The organism is Pseudomonas sp. SWRI22 (genome assembly GCF_014268395.2).
GTDB classification, from domain to species: Bacteria; Pseudomonadota; Gammaproteobacteria; order Pseudomonadales; family Pseudomonadaceae; genus Aquipseudomonas; species Aquipseudomonas paracarnis.
Window position 1 is genome coordinate 1,301,768 of sequence record NZ_JABWQK020000001.1, and the last position, 18,439, is coordinate 1,320,206.

Annotated in this window: 21 protein-coding genes and 1 pseudogene; 13 read left to right on the plus strand and 9 right to left on the minus strand. The window is 57.4% G+C overall.

All coding sequences use genetic code 11. The features are described 5' to 3' along the window. The first annotated feature begins 85 nt into the window (after window positions 1-85). Entirely contained in the window at window positions 86-463 is a 378-nt protein-coding gene (locus tag HU730_RS05635; protein WP_100847506.1) for a hypothetical protein, read from the plus strand. After that, complete coding sequence (locus tag HU730_RS05640) at window positions 460-2,079, plus strand: relaxase/mobilization nuclease domain-containing protein (protein ID WP_186526594.1); 1,620 nt, start codon at window positions 460-462, stop codon at window positions 2,077-2,079. The genes HU730_RS05635 and HU730_RS05640 overlap by 4 nt, the downstream gene beginning before the upstream one ends. A 422-nt stretch (window positions 2,080-2,501) precedes the next feature. On the opposite strand, the gene HU730_RS05645 is transcribed toward HU730_RS05640, so the two are convergent. After that, on the minus strand, window positions 2,502-2,996 hold the full coding sequence (locus HU730_RS05645) for a hypothetical protein (RefSeq protein ID WP_100847504.1): 495 nt from the start codon (window positions 2,994-2,996) through the stop codon (window positions 2,502-2,504). A 108-nt stretch (window positions 2,997-3,104) separates the two neighbouring features. On the opposite strand from HU730_RS05645, the gene HU730_RS05650 reads away from it, so the two are divergent. The 4 genes and pseudogenes from HU730_RS05650 to HU730_RS05660 all read left to right on the plus strand — a co-directional run bounded on the left by HU730_RS05650 (window position 3,105) and on the right by HU730_RS05660 (window position 4,776). After that, window positions 3,105-3,425, plus strand: coding sequence for a helix-turn-helix transcriptional regulator (locus HU730_RS05650; protein ID WP_100847503.1), 321 nt, complete (start codon window positions 3,105-3,107; stop codon window positions 3,423-3,425). A gap of 219 nt (window positions 3,426-3,644) precedes the next feature. Then, window positions 3,645-3,760 (plus strand): annotated as a pseudogene (locus HU730_RS26590) (type II toxin-antitoxin system HicB family antitoxin); the annotation flags it as partial. 85 nt (window positions 3,761-3,845) lie between these two features. Next, window positions 3,846-4,178 carry a hypothetical protein gene (locus HU730_RS05655; RefSeq protein WP_034126553.1) on the plus strand — a complete coding sequence of 111 codons (333 nt, stop codon included), beginning with the start codon at window positions 3,846-3,848 and terminating at the stop codon, window positions 4,176-4,178. A 97-nt stretch (window positions 4,179-4,275) separates the two neighbouring features. After that, a complete protein-coding gene (locus HU730_RS05660; RefSeq protein WP_034126552.1) occupies window positions 4,276-4,776 on the plus strand; it encodes a methylated-DNA--[protein]-cysteine S-methyltransferase in 501 nt (166 codons plus the stop codon). Window positions 4,777-4,867: 91 nt separating this feature from the next. Here HU730_RS05660 and HU730_RS05665 read toward each other — a convergent pair whose 3' ends face one another. The 4 genes from HU730_RS05665 to HU730_RS05680 form a co-directional block, all read right to left on the minus strand. Then, window positions 4,868-5,395: a DUF4142 domain-containing protein gene (locus HU730_RS05665; protein WP_003189402.1), complete on the minus strand. Its 528-nt coding sequence runs from the start codon at window positions 5,393-5,395 to the stop codon at window positions 4,868-4,870. Between the two features lie 119 nt (window positions 5,396-5,514). Beyond that, complete coding sequence (locus HU730_RS05670; RefSeq protein ID WP_186526593.1) at window positions 5,515-6,156, minus strand: LysE family translocator; 642 nt, start codon at window positions 6,154-6,156, stop codon at window positions 5,515-5,517. 46 nt (window positions 6,157-6,202) lie between these two features. After that, a complete protein-coding gene (gene fos / locus HU730_RS05675; protein WP_057975657.1) occupies window positions 6,203-6,619 on the minus strand; it encodes a fosfomycin resistance glutathione transferase in 417 nt (138 codons plus the stop codon). A gap of 15 nt (window positions 6,620-6,634) precedes the next feature. Then, a complete protein-coding gene (locus tag HU730_RS05680; protein ID WP_072446834.1) occupies window positions 6,635-7,561 on the minus strand; it encodes a LysR family transcriptional regulator in 927 nt (308 codons plus the stop codon). Between the two features lie 68 nt (window positions 7,562-7,629). On the opposite strand from HU730_RS05680, the gene HU730_RS05685 reads away from it, so the two are divergent. Further along, on the plus strand, window positions 7,630-8,106 hold the full coding sequence (locus HU730_RS05685) for a DMT family transporter (protein WP_034126548.1): 477 nt from the start codon (window positions 7,630-7,632) through the stop codon (window positions 8,104-8,106). Here the strand turns inward: HU730_RS05685 and HU730_RS05690 are convergent. Both HU730_RS05690 and yiaY read right to left on the minus strand, forming a co-directional pair. Continuing rightward, complete coding sequence (locus tag HU730_RS05690; protein ID WP_186526592.1) at window positions 8,078-8,752, minus strand: epimerase; 675 nt, start codon at window positions 8,750-8,752, stop codon at window positions 8,078-8,080. The genes HU730_RS05685 and HU730_RS05690 overlap by 29 nt on opposite strands. An 86-nt stretch (window positions 8,753-8,838) precedes the next feature. Further along, window positions 8,839-9,987 carry an L-threonine dehydrogenase gene (yiaY, locus tag HU730_RS05695; RefSeq protein WP_034126546.1) on the minus strand — a complete coding sequence of 383 codons (1,149 nt, stop codon included), beginning with the start codon at window positions 9,985-9,987 and terminating at the stop codon, window positions 8,839-8,841. A gap of 123 nt (window positions 9,988-10,110) precedes the next feature. Between yiaY and HU730_RS05700 the strand changes: the two genes are divergently transcribed. Then, entirely contained in the window at window positions 10,111-11,127 is a 1,017-nt protein-coding gene (locus HU730_RS05700; RefSeq protein WP_034126545.1) for a DUF4917 family protein, read from the plus strand. A gap of 122 nt (window positions 11,128-11,249) precedes the next feature. On the opposite strand, the gene HU730_RS05705 is transcribed toward HU730_RS05700, so the two are convergent. Further along, a complete protein-coding gene (locus HU730_RS05705) occupies window positions 11,250-11,777 on the minus strand; it encodes an XRE family transcriptional regulator (protein ID WP_014717336.1) in 528 nt (175 codons plus the stop codon). Window positions 11,778-11,937: 160 nt separating this feature from the next. Here HU730_RS05705 and HU730_RS05710 point away from each other — a divergent pair, with 160 nt between their 5' ends. After that, complete coding sequence (locus HU730_RS05710; RefSeq protein ID WP_034126544.1) at window positions 11,938-12,720, plus strand: aldolase; 783 nt, start codon at window positions 11,938-11,940, stop codon at window positions 12,718-12,720. 30 nt (window positions 12,721-12,750) lie between these two features. Continuing rightward, on the plus strand, window positions 12,751-13,629 hold the full coding sequence (locus tag HU730_RS05715) for a dihydrodipicolinate synthase family protein (RefSeq protein WP_034126543.1): 879 nt from the start codon (window positions 12,751-12,753) through the stop codon (window positions 13,627-13,629). A 47-nt stretch (window positions 13,630-13,676) separates the two neighbouring features. On the opposite strand, the gene HU730_RS05720 is transcribed toward HU730_RS05715, so the two are convergent. Next, window positions 13,677-14,009, minus strand: a complete 333-nt coding sequence (locus HU730_RS05720) for a YegP family protein (protein WP_186526591.1) — start codon at window positions 14,007-14,009, stop codon at window positions 13,677-13,679. Between the two features lie 168 nt (window positions 14,010-14,177). Here HU730_RS05720 and HU730_RS05725 point away from each other — a divergent pair, with 168 nt between their 5' ends. From HU730_RS05725 to HU730_RS05735, 3 genes are all read left to right on the plus strand, one after another. After that, window positions 14,178-14,717, plus strand: coding sequence for an RNA polymerase sigma factor (locus HU730_RS05725; protein ID WP_034126541.1), 540 nt, complete (start codon window positions 14,178-14,180; stop codon window positions 14,715-14,717). After that, window positions 14,714-15,682, plus strand: coding sequence for a FecR domain-containing protein (locus HU730_RS05730; RefSeq protein WP_186526590.1), 969 nt, complete (start codon window positions 14,714-14,716; stop codon window positions 15,680-15,682). The genes HU730_RS05725 and HU730_RS05730 overlap by 4 nt, the downstream gene beginning before the upstream one ends. A gap of 127 nt (window positions 15,683-15,809) precedes the next feature. Then, window positions 15,810-18,368: a TonB-dependent receptor gene (locus tag HU730_RS05735; protein ID WP_186526589.1), complete on the plus strand. Its 2,559-nt coding sequence runs from the start codon at window positions 15,810-15,812 to the stop codon at window positions 18,366-18,368. Window positions 18,369-18,439: the final 71 nt, after the last annotated feature.

The window sequence follows — 18,439 nt, forward strand, 5'->3', positions numbered from 1 at the left end:
GGCCTTGTCTAGGGCTAGCCCTAGAGACCCAGTGGGGTTTCCCCACACCCCTGACGATCACAAAAATAAGAGCCCGGAGGGCCGCATGGAACATGAGGTAAAATGGGTGCAAATTAACGCACAGGTACCGCTCTCACAGCGAGAGCGGCTAAAAGAGAATGCGCGCAAATGCGAGATGAGTGTCTCGCAACTAATCAATGAGATGATCACATCTACGCAGATCGACATATCTCCAGGAATGCCGGCGCAGATGCGCGACCTCAATAGCTGGCTTGGACGGATAAACTCAAATATCAATATGCTTGCGCATCATGCAAATACGTACAGAGAAAAAGCGGATGCAGACCTAATAATTTATCAGCTTAACTTTATCGCGCGAGATATAAACGAGGTCGTAATATTTTCGGACGAAATAAGGAAAAGCAATCGCACACAAAGAGTTAAAAAGGCTACAGCATCATGATCCATGGTTTATCGAAACATAGCACTGTCGGCGCTGGGACTGGTATTAATTATTTCCTCTCCGAAAATTATTTCGACAAAGAAACACAAGAGTGGAGACAGAGAACTCCAGCAGCCACTTTACTCGAAGGCAACCCCTCTGCAATGCGCGTGCTCTGCGAATCACTGGACTTCAAACACAAATACACAAGTGGAGTGCTGAGTTTTTCCGAAGAAGAAACGGCATTAATTAATTCCACACGGGGCATGAAAGGCAAAATCATTGAAGACTTCAAGGATTTCGCGTTCGCTGGCGTGAAAAAAGACTGTCGAAACATTTTACTAGTACAGCATGAGCACACCGGGCGGCTTGAGATTCATTATATGATCCCTCGGATTCATCTCGAATCTGGAAAATATTTCAACCCCTTTCCACCGAACTATAATGGCAAGCACGGCCCTGGGAATAATAACGAGTTCATTTTGCAGAATGACAGCTTTGTCGACCAAGTATGCAATAAATATGGATTGCAAAACCCACGGGATACAAAAATACGGCGATCGGTTGAATTACCTCAGTTTGACCCCCAGAGAAATATAAAGAAACAGGTCGTCGCTGCTATAGATAATTTAATAGATGCTGGGGCCGTAAGTTCCCGAGAAGATATGCTTATTTTTTTGCGGAAGCAGGGTGCGGAAATAACAAGAAAAGGCCATAACTATTTTTCCTTTAAATTCGAAGGAATGAGTAAAGCCGCAAAGCTTGAAGGAGAATTATACAGTGAGCAACCTTTCTCAGAAATTGCAAAGAGGCATTCAAAGCGAGATGCAAAATTTGAAGCTGAAAGAGCTGGCACTGAATCCCGCTACAGTGAAACGCTTACTTTCAGATCAACGGAAGTTGAGAGCAGGCATCGTATCCCTGCAGGTGTCGCTGAACGAGCAGAAGATAGATTTGCAAAATCATCAGCAGAACTACAAAAAACTCACAAAGAACTTAGTGAGATTCGGGATGTTATTAATAATTTTAGCCCTCCCGCTGCTAGCGCTGCTCGCAACCTTGTTAACCAGAACAAGCTGATTGCCGAACCACTAATAAATATTCCGAAGACGTCGCCCAGATCTATTGTCGCGCCGAATATTTCAACCGGCAATAAAGTTCATGATGAACTCTTGGCAAAATTTCACAATGATATGGCTGGAGCTATCAAGAAAGACATTCTGTATAGACAGAAACTATCTGGTGACTATGCAAAATTGGCAAAGGAAACGATCAAAAAAATAGAAAGCGCGGTAAAAGATATGTTTTCATTCGCCGTAAGCATGTACACCGGACAGAATTTTTACTCCCCCGGAAAAACGCTACAGTACGAAATTTCAGAACTAAAATTGAAAGTCGAAAAATTAATTGAGGACATCAAATTAGAAGTTCAATTGGCTAAGAAGACCGAGAGGCACATCAAGAAAATTGACAAGCTGAGTGTCGGGGAGGACGGAAGTGGAGATAAGTATAGATTTGGCTTTGCAATAAAAACAAAAATAAAACCAGAGGAGTTAGATCATGGAAAAAATTCAGATCAGCAAGCGGAAAGACACGCTACAGAGCCTGCACTTGCTCCAACACTGCCAGGCAAATAAGACTCGTTGTTTGAGATGTGCATATGCAAGATTACAAGTTCGTTCAAACAAGGATATTCCTGGCGAGTATGCATCGCCCGCAATAATTGATGAGTTTGTCAAGGAACTGGAAATCAACATCGTGTGCACTGCCACGGGGCAGGCCGGGTTGAAACTTGGCCAAGTAAACTACTGTGAACTATACGAAGTATGCGAACAGTAAGGCGGAGCACCATGGGCTGCGCCCCCGTCCCCCCATCTCGCCGCCGATGGGCTCGGGGGTGAGGGGGAAGAGCAACCCCTCACCCCTCTCCCAAGGCTTAACTTCCCCCGCCAGCATCAAGCGAAATACGCCCTGCGTGCGCCCTGCGGGGCGGAACCCCACTTCGTGGGGCCCCCCGCCATTTCGTTTGACCCTGGCCGCCCCTAAGGGGCTTCGAAAGCTATAAGTTGACTCCAAACCCCCTAAGCTCTTTTTCCAAAGTAGCTCGGCTAAGTGCGGGTGCAATTTTAAAAATATTTCGATAAGCCATATACAAAAATACTGGAAACAAGAGAAGACCAAAGCCAAAAGTTGCTGTTGCAATTATTATTGACGCTGGAAGGGCTGCAACACCAACATACACTCCAACCAAGACAAATGATCTAGATATTACTTTTACTTCATCGAGATCAAAATCTACCTCACCGTTCGGTTTCTGGTGAGCAATCACAACTGATTTCTTCTTGGTGATATTTTTTATATACCAAGTTCTTGGGACACCCTCCTTCATTGCCCCGCTCTTGCCCACGTATCTTGGAACAATCAATTCTTTGAAGAATGCGGTTTTTCCGCCTTCGTTCTGAACCCGAACACGACGATATATAGAACCCGCATCCTCAACGGTGTCATAAATCGAATCTTTCACTATCACGGTTTCTTTTTTCAGCTTTAGCATCACTGCTCTCCCCCGCAGACTAAGATCCACATTTTTTGCGACACTAAGGATTACTTAGTATCCCGTCAAGAAAAATCTAAGATTCTCTTAGCCTTTGCGAGTGAGAGAATGGGCAGCGTATTTAGCAATCGGCTGAAGGAGGCAAGGAAAGCAGCAGGCTGGTCTCAAGAGCGCTTGGGGCAGGAAGCTGGTTTTGAGCCCGCCAGCGCTAGCGCACGGATGAATCAGTACGAACGCGGCGTGCACACCCCGAGTCCGACTGCCGCTAAACAGATCGCGGATGCACTTGGCTTGCCGCTCGCTTTTTTCTACGCTGACGACGAGGAAGCCCGCCTACTAGCGCTTTTTAACTCGCTAGGGCACGAACAGCGTCGTGAAGCGCTTGAGGCAATCGCAGCACTCGCAGAGCGATCAGCAACGCAAAAATAGCGACCGTTCGTCGGCTTCCGGTATTTTGTATGGCTGCATGTACAGCACACACCAAAATATAACCTAACTTATTGATTTATGTATCAGGTTCGATTCTCTCTACCCGCTCCACTCAGATTTGCACTTGCGTCAGGGGGTTTCTGGCGGAGGCTGCACAAAAAACCGGTCCTTGGTGACCGGTTTTTTTATGCCTAAAATTTAGTCTCCAGCACTCATCTGCTGCTCGGCTATCTGTTGAATCGCATCGTTGAATACCTGTTGAATCATCCACAGGAAAAAGCTGCTCGGGGTTTCTGGCATTCGCAGCGCGAAAGGCATTACAGCAGGAGCGATAGGTACGCCTAAACAAAGTCTTACAGGAAGACCGGCAACACCTCACGATAATGTAGGCTCATCGGCCCAGAGCTTGGAAACATGGCAATGCTGGACACCAAAAAAGCCACACCCAAAATCATCCTGTGCCAAGTAGCCGGCTGGGTGTTGGTTTTGCCGCTGCTGGTCTCGTTTGTACGGCTGCCCTTCCCCCTCGGATTATTGCTGGAGTCAGGAGTGATTGCCGCCTCAGCGTATGGCGTGAGGTTTGCCTGGCGTCACGCAACCCCACGCGTGGCTGTGTTCGCTTTGTTTGTCACCCTGCTCAACGTCATTTCTATGGTCATGTTAAGTACCGCGTCAGTACTCAAGGCCCTTTACATTATCGCCTGGCTCTACTGGTACCCCCATTATTCCAGCTGGGTTTACTGGAATGTCTAGTTGGGCAAGAATTTGACCGCAAGAAACGTAGTTCCCAACCCCCTTGGTGGAACTACAGTGGCGTGGCCCCCATCAACGCCCTTCAAGGAAACTGCTCATGGACTACCAGTACAAGCTCATGCCTTCCCCTGTCGGTGAACTCACCCTGGTGGCACGGGATGGCAAACTCAACGCCATCCTCTGGGAAGTAGAACGTGCCAATCGCGTGCGCCTGGGTGAATTGATCGAAGCCGACGACAGCCCAGTGCTCTTGGAAACCGAGCGCCAATTGCAGGAATACTTCACCGGAAAGCGTAACCACTTCGAACTGGAACTGGACTTCACCGGCACTGACTTCCAGAAGCAAGTCTGGCAAGCACTGCTGACCATTCCCTTCGGCGAAACCCGCAGCTATAGCCAGATCGCACAGCAGATCGGCAACCCCAAAGCCGTGCGCGCCGTCGGCGCCGCGAATGGGCGCAACCCCATTTCAATCATTGCGCCATGTCACCGGGTGATCGGCGCCTCCGGCGGACTGACCGGGTTCGCGGGCGGGTTGGCAGCCAAGCAGTATTTACTTGCACTTGAAGGCACAGGTCAGACGGAACTGGCGTTATAGGCGGCATTGACCCATACCCCGTCTGAAACCCTGCATAAAAACGGCGGTGGGAGTCCCCTCCCACCGCCGTTTTTCAGATCGGGCAGCGGCCTCAACCGTCGCCTTGATGGCCCTTACCGTAGGTCGACGCCAGGGCCCGGGCTTTTTGCAAGCGCTCTTCGAGCTTGGGCAGCGTCTCATCCACCAGTGCCTTTATCTCTGGCACATCCGACGCCGCGCCTTCTTTCTGGAACAGGGCGATGGCGTCTTCGTTTTCCTTGACCTGCTGCGCGGTATAGGCCGCGTCAAAGGAATCGCCGTCCTTGAGCTCAGGCATCAGGGTTTCGGCCTTATCAACGATCTTCTCCCGTGGGGCCACTGGCAAATCAAGCTTCTTGGCGATCGCCGCCAAGTGCTGGTTGGCCAGAGTGCGCTCGTTGATGACCTCAATGGTGTAGTCCTTGATTTCCTGGGACGAGGTCTTGGCGTGGGCCATGCGACTGGTTTCGATATCGGCCATGCCTTTGGCCGAAGCCTGCTCGATGAATTCTGCAGGCGACTGGGCGAAAGCATTGCTGGCGCCGAGGCCCAGCAGCATCGCGAAACTGGCGGTGCGTAACCGGATAGCCATGCGGCTCATGATGGGTTCCTCCAGGGCAAAAATAGGCGCGGGAGCATACAACCCGCCCTGAATTCGAATTTTCAGGACGGTAAAGGTTTAGAAAAAACTTACCTGGGCGACGAACGGTCGTCGTCGCCTCAGGCCGCTTTGCTGCCGAACAGGCCCGGCAATGCGTGCGCCAGGGCATTGAGGGCGAAGCCGATAAACATCACGCCGCAGAGCTTGGTGATCAGGATTTCATGGCGTTGATACAGCGTGCGCACCCGTTGGGCACCCACCACGCCAATCAGGATCGCGTAGGCCAGCAAGCCACCGATAAAGCTCAACAGAATCAAGGTCGGCAGCATCGACCAAGTCAACAACTCGGCCCGGCTGGACAGCAACGCGGTGAACGTCGCCACGGCAACCGGGTAGGCCTTGGGGTTGGTCAAGCCAAACAGAACACCGTGCCAGAACGGATGGCGCGCCGCGCCCTGAGGGGCGTCGCTATTGCGGCGTTGAGTGCGGATCGCACGCCAGCCGAGCCAGAATAAATACACCCCGCTGAGTACGCCGAGCACATCAAAGACACTGCTGCCGACTTCTCGCGCACCGACGATGGCAATCAGCGCCGTGCTGCACCACACCACATCGCCGAGCAAATGACCGCACAAGAATCCTGCCCCGGCACGCCGGCCACGGGCCGCACCGATGCCGAATACGGCCAGGACACCGGGGCCAGGGGTAATGCCGTAGATAAAACCCGAAGCCAGTACGGCGAACAGCAAGGATGGGGTCATGGTAGACGCTCCGACAGACGCTTGAAGGTGAACGATTCTGCATGTTTCAGCGCGGTGGGTAAAACTTCATTCCAGCATAGGGCCGGGCGCGACAGGCTTGCAGCCGCGAGGCCAGATCGCCGACATGAGCCTCCAGCTTATGGCCGTCGGGATCGAGAAAATAAAACGATGCGCCTTCACTGCGGTTGTCTCGCCACTCCTGTACGCCGGCGGCGCGCAGGCGTTCGACCAAGGCAGTGAAATCAGCAGCATCGACAGTGAACGCATAGTGGGTGTAATCCATCGCCGGAGCAGCCGAGCGCAACGGGTCCAGCGACAGGCACAGCCAAAGCCCAGGCAGTGAGAGGTAGGCACCGTTATCCCAGGTTGCGTCGAGCTGCAGGCGCAGCAGGTCGTGATAGAAACTGACGCTGCGCGGCACATCGGTGACGGCCAGGGTCAGGTGGTTGAAACCGCTGAGCATCTAGGTGTTCTCGCGTTATCGTGGGTCTGCGGACAATACACCCACCACCCTGCCAATCAACCACTGCAACCCCACATCCCCCCCCCGCCGCGTATGCCAGGCCAGCTCAAAGGCAAACGACGGAATATGAAACGGCGGTGGCACGGCCAGCAATTGCCGAGCGTCAATATTCATCAAACCCCGGGACGACACCGTCAGAATCAGGTCCGTGCCCTGGATCAACTGCGGCGCCACGCTCCAGTGCGGCAGGCTGATCGCCACGTGGCGGCGTTCACGAATGGCCGTCAGCGCCCGTTCGATTTCTGGCGTGCCGCTGCCGCGCATCTCCAGCAGCACATGGGGGCGTGACAGATATGTCGGCAGGTCCAGCACTCCGTTGGGCGCAAGGCTGGTGGGGTCGACCAGGCAGGTGTAATGCTCTTCGAACAGCGGCGTAGTCCGCAGTTCGGCGGGCATGTCGGGGAATACGCCCGCAGCCAGATCGAGATCGCCATTGAGCACACCCTCAACCATGCCTTCGCGGCTGGCCTGGATGATCTGCAAGTCGATACCGGGCGCTTCATGGCGTAGGACGCGAACCAAACCGGGCAGGAATATCGCCGCGCTGTAGTCCGACATCGCCACACGAAAGCGGCGCTTGGCAGAAGTGGGGTCAAAACGATTCGGCGCCAGTAATGCCTGCACCTGGGCCAGAGCTTCGGTCAATGGCGCCGCCAATTCCAGGGCGCGGGCGGTTGGCACCAGTGTGCCGCCCTGACGCATAAGCAGCGGGTCGCCCAGCATATCGCGCAGCCGTGCCAACGCATGGCTGACCGCCGGCTGGCTCAGGTGCAGGCGCTCGGCGGCGCGGGTGACGTGTTGCTCGCTGAGCAAAGCGTCGAGGATCACCAGCAGGTTAAGGTCGACGCGGCGCAGATCATTCATCAACTGCATGTCCAGCATAAGAATTTGGAATTTAAATTTGCGCGACGAATACCCTAGAGTCCAGCAAAACCTTTGGGAGCGTCGAGATGACTGTGTTGCATTGGGTAGGTTTGTTAGCGCTGGCGGTGTTCGCCGGCGCGGTGGTGCCGTTTCAGAGTGCGATCAACGCCAACCTCGGGCGCGGGCTCGGCCATCCGTTGTGGGCCACCCTGGCGTCGTTACTGGTGAGCATCATCGTGCTGCTGCCGGTGATTGTGGCGATGCGTTTACCCCTGCCGAGCCTGGCCTTTATCAGCAAGGCACCGTTGTGGATGTGGGCCGGTGGTGCCTTTGGCGTGTGTTTTATTTCATTGGCGTTGATGCTGCTGCCCAAGCTCGGCGCATCGGGCTTCATTGCGCTGGCCATGGCCGGGCAGATTCTCGCGTCGTTGCTGCTGGACCATTTCGGCCTGTTCGGCCTGGTGGAACGTCAGTTGACAACCTCCCGGGCGTTGGGCGCGTTACTGCTGATCAGCGGCGTTGCGCTGATTCAGCTCAGCGGCGCTCAGCCGCCAGGCGATTGATCTGGGCCTGCTCCACCACGGGCTGCGGCGCGCCTTGGCTGGCCGCCTGCAACATCGCACGGCCGACGGTCTCGGTGCTCACCACCCAATCCGGTTTCAGTCGCCGCACAAACGAAAGCACCGGCCCAAGCACGCTGTAGAAGGATCGGTACAACGGCGTCTTCGAACGCACACCGTGCAACGGCTGGATGATCCCGGGGCGGAACAGATACACCGCCTTGAACGGCAAGCGCAGCAAGGCATTTTCGGTCTTGCCCTTGACCCGCGCCCACATCGACTTGCCGGCTTCAGAACTGTCCGTGCCGGCGCCGGACACATAGATAAAGGTCATCTGCGGATTGAGCCGCGCCAGGGTGCTGGCCGCCACGAGGGTCAGGTCATAGGTGAGGTGGGTATAGCGCGCCTCCTTCATGCCCGCCGACGAAACACCCAGGCAGAAGAAACATGCATCAAAACCCTGCAGCAGGTTTTCCAGGGGGTGGAAATCCAGCATGTCGTTGTGCAACACCTGATGCAGCTTGCCATGCTCCTGGGTCAAGGGCGTGCGGCCGACGGCCACCACTTCCTGCACATCGACCGCCAGCAGGCACTCGCGCAGCACACCCTGGCCCACCATGCCGGTGGCGCCGAATAACAGAACTCTCATGAAGGGACCTCAGCGGCACGCCGCACGCTTGATGCTTGAATGCATTGAGCGTGTAGCTTACCGCGTGCTGCCAAAGGCTGCCCCTATCAAAAAGCGCTACGAAAGATCTCCTCAATCTGACGCTGGTCCGCCCGCCGCGGGTTGGTCAGCCCGCAGGCATCTTTCAACGCATTGCTGGCCAGCAACGGAATGTCCTGCAACTTAGCGCCAAGCTCACGCAAGCCCGCAGGGATTTCCACGTCCTGTGACAACCGACGAATCGCCGCGATGGCAGCCTGGGCGCCCTCCTCGGCGGTGATGCCCTTGATATCTGCACCAAGGGCCCGGCCCACGTCGCTCAGGCGTTTGGCGCAGACACTGGCATTGAAGCTTTGTACATGGGGCAATAGCACGGCGTTGCACACGCCGTGGGGCAAGTCGTACAAGCCGCCCAGTTGGTGGGCCATGGCATGCACGAAACCCAGGGACGCGTTGTTGAAGGCCATACCGGCGAGGAATTGCGCGTAGGCCATGTTTTCCCGTGCGGCCTTGTCAGTGCCGTCGCGCACCGCCAGGCGCAGGTTGGCGCTGATCAATTCGATGGCCTTGATCGCGCAGGCGTCGGTGATCGGTGTCGCAGCGGTGGACACGTAGGCTTCGATGGCGTGGGTCAGCGCATCCATGCCCGTGGCGGCGGTGAGGCCCTGGGGCATGCCGACCATCAGGGCCGGGTCGTTGACCGACAGCAACGGCGTGACATTGCGGTCGACGATGGCCATTTTTACGTGGCGGCTTTCGTCGGTGATGATACAAAAACGCGTCATCTCGCTGGCCGTGCCAGCGGTGGTATTGATGGCTACCAGCGGCAGTTGCGGCTTGCTCGATCGGTCCACGCCTTCATAGTCGCCGATACGCCCACCGTTGGTGGCGCACAGGGCAATGCCCTTGGCGCAGTCATGGGGCGAACCGCCGCCCAGGGACACGACGAAATCGCAGGCGCTCTGTTGCAGTAACGCCAGGCCTTTTTCGACGTTTTCCACGCTGGGGTTGGGCTTGGCGCCGTCGTAGATCACCGAGTCGATATCCTGCATCGCCAGCTTCTCGGCGATCATGCCGGCCACACCGGCTTTGGCCAGGCCGACGTCGGTGACGATCAACGCTTTGCCGAAGCCGTAGTTGCGGATGGCGGTCATCGCTTCGTCGAGGCAATCGATGCCCATGATGTTGACGGCGGGGATGAAGAACGTGCTGCTCATGATCAATCCTCAAAGGCTTTATGCCGACAGAATCAACCTGTACCGCGTGGCGCATCTTGATCAGGATCAATGCCGGCTCGTGATAAAGTCACCCCCCAGCCGATTTCGAGTAGACCCGCCGCAATGAAGGATTTCCAGGATATTGACGCCCACCTTGAAGACTGGAGTGCCCTGCGCGCTGCCGTCGACTTCAGCGGGATTCTGATCGGCAACGGCGCCAGCCGCACGATCTGGGAAGACTTTGCCTACGACTCGCTGTTCGAAAACGCCCGTACCGTCGAAGAAAAACCCCTGAGCGCCTCCGAACTCAGCGTGTTCGACGCCTTGCAAACCCGCAGTTTCGAGCAAGCCCTGGGCGCCTTGAAAACCACCAGCCGGGTCAACAAGGCCCTGGCGGTCAGCTCGGCGGCGCCGCGTAACCGTTACTACGCGATCAAGGAAGCACTGATCAACACCATCCATGCCGTGCACATTCCCTGGCGCCTGGTGCAACCGTCGACGCTGGCGACGATCAACGCGGAGCTGGCCACCTACGCCACCGTATTCACCAGTAACTACGATTTGCTCAACTACTGGGCGACCCTGCACGCACCGGGTATCGACGACCTGTTTCGCAGCGCCGACTCAAGCTTCGACCTGCGCAATACGCGCACCGACATCACCCGCATCCTGTACCTGCACGGAGGCCTGCACCTGGTGCGCAACCTCGACGGCACGGCGCGCAAATTGCCGTCCACCGACAGCACCCTGCTCAGCAGTTTTGCCATCAACAACACGATCAAGACCCTCGACGATGTGCCGCTGTTTGTCAGTGAAGGCAAGGTGGAGGAGAAACTCAAAAGTATCCGCAGTTCGGATTATCTGTCGTTCTGTTATGAACAGCTGTTGAGCCATGAAGGCGCGCTGTGCATCTTCGGGCATGACTTGGGGCCGCAGGATAAACACTTGGTGGATGCTATCGGCCAGGCCAGCATCAGCACCCTGGCGATCTCGGTGTCGGGGCGCAGTGATGGGTTTGTTCGTCAGCAGAAGCGGCGGTATATGGAGCTGTTCGAGGGCTCTAATGTGGAACTGAGGTTCTTTACCGCGCGTACGCACCCACTGGGCAATCCGGCATTGTCCGTCCCTGTAGAACGCTGAGCAAAATGTGGGAGCTGGCTTGCCTGCGATGGCGGTGGGTCAGCGACAGATTGGGCACCGATAAACCGCTATCGCAGGCAAGCCAGCTCCCACATTGAATGCATTTCAAGTCGGGCTCAGTCTCACTCCTCAGCGCTGTGCACCACCACCAGCAACTGCGCCTGCACCTCTCCCACCGAGCGAATCCGGTGGGGTTTCTGCGCGTTGAAATGCAGCGCATCACCGCGCGCCAACAGCACGCGCTCACTCATGAAATCCACCTCAACCTGGCCTTCATGCACGAATAAAAACTCCTCCCCCAGGTGCTCCTTGAAGGTCTTGTCGGTGAACTCCGCCGGCGGGTAGATGATGAACGGCAACAAGCTGCGCTCGCTGACTTGATGGGCCAGCACCGCATAACCCGGCGAGGTGTCGGGCCGCTCATGGCTACGCACCAGGCTGTAGCTGTCGAGGCTGACGTTGTCTTCGCTGAACAGTTCTTCGACCTTCACGTTCAACGCCTTGGCGAGTTTCAACGCCGCAGCGATGGATGGCGTATTAAGCCCGCGTTCGACTTTCGACAGGTAACTCTTGGTCATCCCGGATTTTTCGGCCAAGGCCTCCAGGGTCACGCCAAGTTTTTTTCTTAATATTTTCAAGCGGATAGACATGTGCTGCGGTTAATCCCTGCAGAAAGCGATGAGACAGGCTTGCCAATGACACAAAGTGTCATATAGCATCTTTAGTGTCATTTGCATTCACCCAACGACCTTGCGAGCAGCGGGCGACCAGCAAATCCGACGTCCATTGAACCACCCAAAGGACACCGATATGGCCAAGACATTAGCACTCCCAAAAGACCAACTGGTCAAGCAAGCACTGAGCCAGATGCAAAACAGCCTGGCAGATAATACGTGGACCGACCGGCAAAAGCTGGCGCTGACCTGCCGAATCCTGTTCGAGTACGGCCACGACTCCGGCTTGGCCGGGCAGATCACCGCACGTGGGCCGACGCCCGGCACCTACTACACCCAGCAACTGGGCCTGGGTTTTGACGAAATCACGGCCAGCAATCTGTTGCTGGTCAACGAAGACCTCGAAGTACTGGAAGGCCATGGCATTCCCAACCCCGCCAACCGTTTTCACACCTGGGTGTACCGCGGCCGCCCGGATGTAAACTGCATCATCCACACACACCCCACGCACATTGCCGCGCTGTCGATGCTGGAAGTGCCGTTGCAGGTGTCGCACATGGACCTTTGCCCGCTGTACGAAGATTGCGCGTTCCTGGAGGCCTGGCCCGGCGTGCCGGTGGGCAATGAAGAAGGGGAAATCATCACCGCGGCCCTGGGCGACAAGCGCGCCATTCTGCTCTCGCACCACGGCCAGTTGTCCACCGGGGCCAGCATCGAAGAAGCCTGCGTGATTGCGCAGTTGATCGAACGGGCTGCCAAGTTGCAGTTGCTGGCGATGTCTGCTGGTACCGTCAAACCGATCCTGCCGGAGCTGGGGCGCGAGGCCCACGACTGGATCTCCAAACCCAAACGCCACGGCGCCGCGTTCAACTATTACGCCCGGCAAAACCTACGCAAGCACGCCGATTGCCTGAACTGATTGCCCCCCTTTTCGACCGGAGTTTCCCCCATGTCCAACCCAACCATTCACGGCATCATCGGCTACACCATCACGCCCTTCAGCGCCGACGGCCAGCGCGTTGACCTCGACGCCCTCGGGCGCTCCATCGACCGCTTGATCAACAGCGGCGTCCACGCCATTGCGCCCTTGGGCAGCACGGGCGAAGGCGCTTACCTGAGCGATGCCGAGTGGGATGAAGTCAGCGCCTACAGCATCAAGAAAGTCGCCAAGCGCGTGCCGACCATTGTCAGCGTGTCCGACCTGACCACCGCCAAGGCCGTGCGCCGCGCCCGCTACGCCGAAGAGCACGGCGCCGATGTGGTCATGGTGCTGCCGGCCTCGTACTGGAAACTCAGTGACGCGGAAATCCTCGCTCACTACGCCGCCATCGGCGACAGCATCGGCGTGCCGATCATGCTCTACAACAACCCGGCCACCAGCGGCACCGACATGTCGGTGGAGCTGATCCTGCGTATCCTCAAGCAGGTCGAGAACGTGACCATGGTCAAGGAGAGCACTGGCGACATCCAGCGCATGCACCAGTTGAAACTGCAGAGTGACGTGCCGTTCTACAACGGTTGCAACCCGCTGGCGCTGGAAGCCTTCGCGGCTGGCGCCAAAGGCTGGTGCACCGCGGCGCCGAACCTGATCCCGCAACTGAACCTGAGCTTGTATCAGGCCGTACTGGCCGATGATTTGAACAAGGCGCGGGAGCTGTTCTACCGACAGTTGCCCTTGCTGCAATTCATCCTCAAAGGCGGGCTGCCGGCGACGATCAAGGCCGGGTTGCGCTTGACCGGGCTGGAGGTGGGTAATCCGCGCTTGCCGGTGTTCCCGTTGGGTGAGGCAGGGATCGGACAGCTCAAAGCGTTGCTGTCATCGGTATAAAAACGCCCGGCTCTCGCGAGCCGGGTGCAGGTCTTCTTGCACAACCGTCAGGTCTTGTCCTTGATAGTGACACTGGGACCATTGGTCTTGACGCTGGCAATGCCATTGTCTCGTGCGGCTGTAGAGGTGTACTGCTCACTGCTGCCGATCACTTGATGATTGGCCGCCTTGAGGTTGAAGAACGGTTGGCCGTTGGTGGCCACTTTTTTCTCATAACGTTCATCATGTGGGCTGTTTGCCTGCACTGAAGCAATGCCGGCTTCAGTAGCACCGCGGGTGGTGTAAAGCTCGCTGGTCAATATGGTTTCTGCGTTCGCCGCCTTAAGCACGAAACGAAACTGCCCGTTACTGCTTTTACTCAACTCATACCATCCAGCCATGACTTTCTCCTTTGAGTGGGATATCGCTCCCAAACTTGTAGGATTAAAGGCCATGCCCCAATTTTTTCCAGCCAAACACGGGAGATCTATTTAGCTGGAGACAAATGACAATAGTTCTCGATATCATTCGCGACTTTTCCACGTCGTACTTCGTCAAGAAGGGTATCCATGTCTCGTCCCCAGCCCGACCCGTCGGCGGCCGATGCCTGTCGCGGGTTTTATGCAGACATTCTGTATTTCCTGCGTAAACGCACGGACAACGCCAGCGACGCGGCGGACATGGCCCAGGATGTGTTTACCCAATGGCTGGGCTACCGCGACCGTGCCAAGGTCGAGCAGCCACGGGCGTTTCTGTTCCAGATGGCGCGCAACCTGCTGCGCGATCACTGGCGCAAACAGAAGGTACGGCAAACCGTCCACCCTGATCACGCCGAAATGGATGCCGAGCCGGTCACCGACGAGCACAACGACCCCATGGCCGCCGCCCTTCGCCTGCAACGCCTGGAACAGTTGAAAGAAGTCCTTGCCGAACTCTCGCCGCGCCGACGAGAAGCCCTTATGCTGCACCGCTTCGAAGGCTTGAGCCAGGCGCAGATAGCAACGCGCATGGGCATCTCCACCAGCATGGTGGAAAAGCACATCGCCTTTGCCCTGCTGCACTGCAAGCGCCGCCTTCAACCCGCCCCCGGCACGGAGCAGCCAGAATGAACCGCCCGAGCGACACAGACGCGCTGGACAGCCAAGCGAGCGATTGCATCGACGCCCAAGCCGCCAGTTGGTTTGCACGCAACCGCAACGAAGCAAGCCGCGCCGACCGTAAAGCCTTTGCAGACTGGCAGGCGGTGCCCGCGCATGCGCGCGCCTATGCCGAATTCGAACAGCTGTGGGCCGACCTCGCCCAGTTGCAACAACTGAACAAACCGTTGGCACTGCCCAAGCGCAAGCCCAGCCTTTGGCGCCCTGCCCTGGCGATGGCGGCTGCTCTGCTCTGCGCCGTGCTGGCGACCTCTATCGGCGCACCGCGCGAGCTGTATCACAACCAGGTTGCCACCCATGCCAAGGGCGTGCGCACTTTGAATCTGCCAGATGGCAGTACCTTGTATGTGAATGCCAACACCCATATCCGCGTGGACTTCAGCGCCCATCAACGGGTGCTGCATCTGGACAAAGGCCAGCTGTACATCGAAGTGGCCGCCGACAAGGAACGCCCCCTCTACGTGCAGGCCGGCGAGTCGAGCGTACGGGTGGTGGGCACGGCTTTCGATGTGCGCCGTGGGCAGCAGCAATTGGTGGTCAGCGTTGCCCATGGCCAGGTCGCTTTCGCGCCAAATGGCGAAAGCCCCGTCACCCTGCTCGACGCCCAGCAACGGGCCTCATACAACTACGCCAAAGGCACCGTGCAATCGCAAAGCCTCAGCGCCGAAGAGATCGCCGATTGGCGCAGCGGGCATTTGTCGTTTCGCAATCGAGAGCTGGCCAGCCTGATCGACGAACTTAGCCTCTACCGTCCACAGACGCCGTTGCAGGTCAGCAAGGCCGTCGCGCTGCTCAAGGTGTCGGGCAACCTTGATGTGAGCGACCCGGACGCCCTGCTCAACGCCTTGCCCGCGCTGTTGCCAGTGAAAACCGTGCTCTCGGCGGATGGCATCATGAGAATCGAGCCGAGCAACTAAACGGCAGAAACCACACATGAGAATATTTTGCATTCGCATGTGTGGTTTTTTTTGCCTGCCCCGTCTTCCTCCTGTCTGTGTTTGATACGCACACCTTTTTGGCTATTTAGCCGCTCCGGGGGATTTCATGTTTCGCGCGCCTTGCCACGCTTCGCACCTGTTTCTTCGACCGACACTCATGGCTACGTGCCTGGCCTTGAGCCTCAGCGCCGAAGCCGAGTCGCTCAAGCTGCACCTGCCGGCCCAGTCGCTGGCCACGTCCCTGAGCCAGGTGGCCCAGCAAGCGAAAATCCAGCTGCTGTTCGATGAAACCCTGCTCAAGAACGTGCAGGCCCCAGCGCTTGACGGTAACTACACCCCGGAAGTGGCCATCCGTTCCCTGCTCAAAAACGGTGAGCTCAACCTGATCAAGGTCGGCAGTACCTATGTGGTGCGCCCCGACGAGGGCAAAACCACCACCGGTGGCGCAATCCAGTTGGACACCCTGAGCGTGATCGGTACCGGCAATGAGGTAAACGCCAGCACCGTCAACCGCTCCACCCTGACCCAGGCCGACATCGACCGTTACCAGTCCAATAACATTCCCAGCCTGTTGCAGACCTTGCCCGGTGTCAGCCAGGGCGGCTCGCTGAAACCCGGCGGCCAGACCATCAACATCCGCGGTTTCGGCGATGCCGAAGACGTGCCGCTGACCGTTGACGGTGCCACCAAGACAGGCTTTGAGCGTTACCAGCAAGGCACGGTGTTTATCGAGCCCGAGCTGATCAAGCGCATTGAAGTGGAAAAAGGTCCCAACTCGCCGTTCACCGGTAATGGCGGCTTCGGCGGCACGGTCAACATGGTCACCAAGGACGCCCCGGACCTGCTCAAGGACGGCCGCAACAGCGGTGCGATGCTCAAATATGGCTACTCCAGCAACGACCATGAGCAGGTCTACAGCAGTGCCGTGTATGGCCGTACCGACGACGGCCGTTTCGATGCGCTGGCCTACCTGACCCAACGCGACGGCGGCGATATGAAAGTGGCCGCCAAGTTGCCCAACGACAACAATGAGTACCCGATCAACCCTCAGCGCCTGCCCAACAGCGCCCAGGATGTGGACGGCAAGCTGTTCAAGGTCAACGCACACTTTACCGATGAGCACAGTGTCGGGCTGTCGTACTCGCGCTCCCACAGCAACCGCTGGACCCCGTTTTCCGCCGCCAGTTACCCCACGCCACCGACCCAGTTCAACATCGACCGCTACGGCTACGAAGGCGCGTTGAAGCGCTTCCTCGCCCACCGTGACACGGTCGACACCACCTGGTCGGGCAAGTATGAATACCAGCCGCTGGACAACCCGCTGGTGGACTTGACCATCAAGTACTCCCAGTCCAACACCGAGCAGACCGATGAGCGTGACGCCACGGCGTTTTTCCAGTTGGCCACCGGCGGGCGCAAGATGGACACCGCCTACACCGACAAGCTCCTGGATATCCGTAACGTCAGCCTGTTTGACACCGGCCCCTTGCAGCATGCCGTGACGGTCGGCGGGCAAATCCGCAAGCACACCCGCGAAACCGAGATGTGGATGCCTGGCGCCACCTACAACACGCCGCGCTACAACTACGGGCACTTTCAGCCGGGCTTCATGCCCCACGGCAAAGTCGATACCAACAGCTTCTTTATCCAGGACGCGGTGACGTTGGGCGACGTGACGATCACGCCGTCGCTGCGCTACGACCATGTGCGCAACCGCGGCGAAGGCAACGATGCGCCCTACTACAACAACCCCAACCCGGCAGTGGGTCACGACTACAGCGACCGCACCTACACCGGCTGGTCGCCACGCCTGGCGCTATTCTGGACCGTGACGCCGAATGTGGGGCTGTTCGCCAACTGGAGCCAGACCTGGCGCGCCCCGGTGATCGACGAACAATACGAAGTGCAGGGCGTGGGCAGTCGCACCGCCACCAGCGTCGACCTGGACCCGGAGCGCATCACCTCGATCACCGTGGGCAACATCACCAGCTTCGATAACCTGCTCGCCCAGGACGACAACCTGCAACTGCGCACCACCCTGTTTCACAACAAAGTCGAAGACGAGATCTTCAAGGCCACCGGCGTGGGTTGCCAGAACCAGGCTGTCAATGGCGGCAGCATCGCTTCAGCTTGCCCGCCTGGGCCGATGTCCAACTACCGCAATATCGGCAGCCTGACCATCAAGGGCGTTGAGCTCGAATCGATCTACAACTCCACCTACCTGTTTGGCTCGGTGTCGTTCGCCTATGCCAAGGGCCAGCACCAAGGCGCCTACACCAATCCCTGGGGCCCGGACGTAGCCGCGCGGGATATTCCGCCGACCAAATGGGTGCTGGTACTGGGCACTCACATCCCGGCCTGGGATGCCCAGGTGGGCTGGATGGGCCAATTCATCGGCGCCACCGACCGCCTGCCCAGCGACAAATACTCGGGCGGCCCGGGCTCCAGCATCGGCGATGTGTTCTACGACCAGTACGGCAACAAGCGCTACAACACCCAGGGCCTGTTCGCCAAATGGGCGCCGCAGCAGGCATACCTCAAAGGCACCGAGGTGAACTTCACGGTGGACAACCTGTTCAACAAAAACTTCCGCCCGGCCTTGAGCGGCGACCGTGCCTATACCAAGGGGCGTGATGCGAAGATCAGCGTCACACGCTTCTTCTAACCACACACGCATTCCAAATGTGGGAGCTGGCTTGCCTGCGATAGCGGCGGTGCAGCCACCATGGTCATCGC